This is a genomic window from Agromyces sp. P1_H4, assembly GCF_056405255.1.
This window is the reverse complement of record NZ_JBFUCL010000402.1, coordinates 1-3,033: the sequence shown is the minus strand read 5'-3', so window position 1 is coordinate 3,033 and position 3,033 is coordinate 1. Positions and strand designations below refer to the sequence as shown.

Annotated in this window: 5 protein-coding genes; 4 read left to right on the top strand and 1 reads right to left on the bottom strand. The window is 72.1% G+C overall.

Translation table 11 applies throughout. From position 1 onward, the window contains the following. Positions 1-228 precede the first annotated feature (228 nt). From AC1DY2_RS17910 to AC1DY2_RS17895, 4 genes are read left to right on the top strand one after another with little or no spacing between them, the layout of a single operon-like run. Positions 229-885 (top strand): hypothetical protein, encoded by a 657-nt coding sequence (locus tag AC1DY2_RS17910; RefSeq protein WP_476763640.1) that lies wholly within the window; start codon positions 229-231, stop codon positions 883-885. Between the two features lie 43 nt (positions 886-928). Then, on the top strand, positions 929-1,270 hold the full coding sequence (locus AC1DY2_RS17905) for a DUF2834 domain-containing protein (RefSeq protein ID WP_476763639.1): 342 nt from the start codon (positions 929-931) through the stop codon (positions 1,268-1,270). A gap of 56 nt (positions 1,271-1,326) precedes the next feature. After that, the gene (locus tag AC1DY2_RS17900; RefSeq protein WP_476763638.1) at positions 1,327-1,938 is read left to right on the top strand and encodes a DUF1349 domain-containing protein; all 612 of its coding nucleotides are present in this window, start codon (positions 1,327-1,329) and stop codon (positions 1,936-1,938) included. Beyond that, entirely contained in the window at positions 1,935-2,444 is a 510-nt protein-coding gene (locus tag AC1DY2_RS17895) for a GNAT family N-acetyltransferase (protein WP_476763637.1), read from the top strand. The genes AC1DY2_RS17900 and AC1DY2_RS17895 overlap by 4 nt, the downstream gene beginning before the upstream one ends. Positions 2,445-2,480: 36 nt before the next feature. On the opposite strand, the gene AC1DY2_RS17890 is transcribed toward AC1DY2_RS17895, so the two are convergent. Then, positions 2,481-3,033, bottom strand: a 553-nt coding sequence (locus AC1DY2_RS17890) for a BBE domain-containing protein (RefSeq protein ID WP_476763636.1), incomplete at its 5' end; no start/stop codon positions are given.

The window sequence follows — 3,033 nt, the reverse complement described above, 5'->3', positions numbered from 1 at the left end:
CTCGGCGTCGACTGGACGCCCGCACGGTCGCCCCTCGGCGTCGGCGAGCCGGCACCCGGTGCCCGGGTCGCCATGGCGCCCGCTCGCGGCATCCGCTGCACTCATGCCGGCAGGCTACGCGCCACCCCCGACACCCGACGGGCGTTCGCGCCACCGCGATAGGCTCGTTCTCCGACCGYCGGACCCGCGGCGGGCACGGGCGTTCGAGGGTGAGAGGCCGGCATCACCATGCGCATCTGGCGGAGACGGAAGCGGGAGCGGTTCGCGCCGTTCGACCGCACCGCCCTGCCCGAGGTGGAGCCGCTCACGTTCGAGGAGTCCTTCGCCGAGGGCCTCCTCGTCTCGGAGGCGGCGGGCCGCATGGCGCTGAAGAACCGCATCATCGTGATGGCCCTGCGCGGCGACGAGCCGTTCGACGCCGTGCGGGCCTCGGCCGCGGCGCGCGAGGTCCTGCACGAGCTGGTGCAGGAGCTCGACGAGGTGGCCGAATGGTCGGCGGCCGAACGCGAGTCCGCGGCGCAGCGCGAGGGCCGCTCGGCGCACCAGCACGACTACCACCGGGCGGATGCCTGGAATCTCCGCCTGCGGCAGCGCGTGAACGCCGCGGTGGCCGAGCGCCTGACCGAGCTCCGCAACGACGACGCCTACCTCGCCGAGTTCGCCGAGCGGGCGCGGCAGGAGGCGTGGGAGGAGATCGCGGGCGTCATCGAGGCGCGGCTGGCCCAGGAGTGGCCGGACATCGAGATCGACGAGGCCTACGAGCGCGAGCGCGACGACCGCATGCGCGGCCTCTCACTCGATCTCAAGCGGGACCTCGCCGAAGCCCGGCAGCGACGCGAGACGTTCGACGAGCTCGACGATTCCTTCGGCGCCTGGCCGGGCTGAGCGGCTGCCGCCTCGGCGAGGCCCGCCGCGCCACACTGGGAGCATGACCAGCCACTGGAGCCCGCTCGCCGTCGTCTACCTGCTGCTCTCGATCGCAGGACTGATCGGCACCTGGTGGTTCAACGCCCTCGCCATCGTCGGCCTGCACGACTTCATCGGCGACCTCGTCACGAGCGGGCCTGCCGTGTCGTCGATCACCGTCGACCTGCTCGTGGCCGCGGTCGCCGGCAGCATCTTCATCATCGTCGAGGCGCGCCGCCTCGGCATGCGCTTCGGATGGCTCTACGTGGTGGCGTCGGGCTTGACCGCGTTCGCCTTCACCTTCCCGCTCTTCCTGGCGATGCGGCAGCGGCGGCTGAACCTGCTGGCCGACGCCACCGCCTGAACGCCGTCCGGCGGCCGACGCCGACGCCGACGGAGGTGGCGGATAGCGTGGAGTGCATGGAGCGGACGCGCGTGGACTGGGCATCGGGCAGCTGGACGAGGGAGCCCGCGGCGTCGCGGGCCAACGGCGGCGACCTCGTCGTCACGGCCGTCGAGGGCAGCGACTGGTGGCGCACCACCCATTACGGCTTCGTGCACGACGACGGCCACGGGCTTGCGACCGAGTGGCCGACGGATGCCGCGGTCGAGGTCACCTTCGACACGTCGACGCTCACCGGGCTCTACGACCAGGCCGGCCTGCTGCTCTGGGTCGATGCCGAGCTGTGGATCAAGACGGGCCTCGAGGTCTCCGACGGCGTGCTGCACGTCGGTGCCGTGGTGACGAACGGGGTGTCCGACTGGTCGCTCGCACCTGTGCCGGAGTGGGCGGGGCGGCTCGTCACGATCCGGGCCAGCCGGGGTGGTGAGGCGGGCGACGCCGTCACGCTGCGCGCGCGGAGCGATGCGGGTGGTTGGCGAACCCTTCGCGTTGCGCCGTTCACCGCCGGCGCGGCATCCGTCGGCCCCATGATCTGCGCCCCGATGCGCGCCGACCTCGAGGTGCGGTTCACGGAGTGGGCGTTCACCGCGCCCGACGCCGACCTGCACGAGGACCCGCCGATCGCATGAGGTTGCGACCGCTCACCGACGACGACCGCGGGCTGCTGCGCGACGCGACGCTCGCGAACATGAACTGGGACGGACCGCGGTTCGAGCCCGAGCAGGTCGACGGGATGCCCGACCTGGCGCACTACTACACCTCGTTCGACGGCGCTCGGGACTTCGGCACGGCGGCGGTCGTCGATGACGATGACGATGACGATGACGATGACGATGGTGAGACGGTGCTCGCCGTGGCCTGGGTCGTCTTCCTGACCGCCGATGACCCGGGCTACGGATTCGTCGCCGACGACGTGCCCGAGCTGAGCATCACCACCTTCCCGGGGCGCCGCGGGCGCGGCTTGGGCGCCGCCGTGCTCGACGCTGTCGTCCACGAGGCGCGGCGCCGGGCCCTGCGCGGGATCTCATTGAGCGTCGAGGACGGCAACCGCGCCCGCCATCTCTATGAACGGGCGGGTTTCCGCACGGTCGGACGCAACGGCGGCTCCGACACGATGCTGCTCACGCTCGCCTGACGCGCGCTGCTCACGCTCGCCTGACGCGCGCCTCGCTCAGCGAGCCGGCGTGACGTTGTGGTTGCGCCGGAACACGTTGCCCGGATCGAACTCGGCCTTGATGCGACGCAGGCGTTCGAGCGTGTGCGGCGGATACATCGACGCGGTCACGGCGTCGCTGTATTCGGCGGAGAAGTTGCCGTAGGTTCCGCTCGTGTAGGCGAGCGCGGCATCGCTGCCGGCCTTGGCGGCGGCCACCTGCTCGGGGGTGGCGTCCGGCTGGAGCACGCCGTTCACGATGAGGAGCGACTCGGCGTCGCGATGGGCGATCGCGGTGGCATCGGGGGCCACCCGACCGAACGCGCCTCCGAGGGCGCGCAGCAGCACCATGGTGGGCACCTCGCGGTCGTAGACCCGGGCGAACGCCTCGAGCGCCTCGTCGGAGAGGTCGGGCACGAACCCGTTGCCGCCGACGAACACGAACGGCGGCCTTCCGGGCGGTGCGTCTTCGAGCAGGTCGCCGTAGGCCACCGGTCCGAGCGACACCTCGGTGACCGACGGGAGCGACAGCAGCGGCTCGAGGAGTTCGCGGAGCCGCGACTCGTCGCCC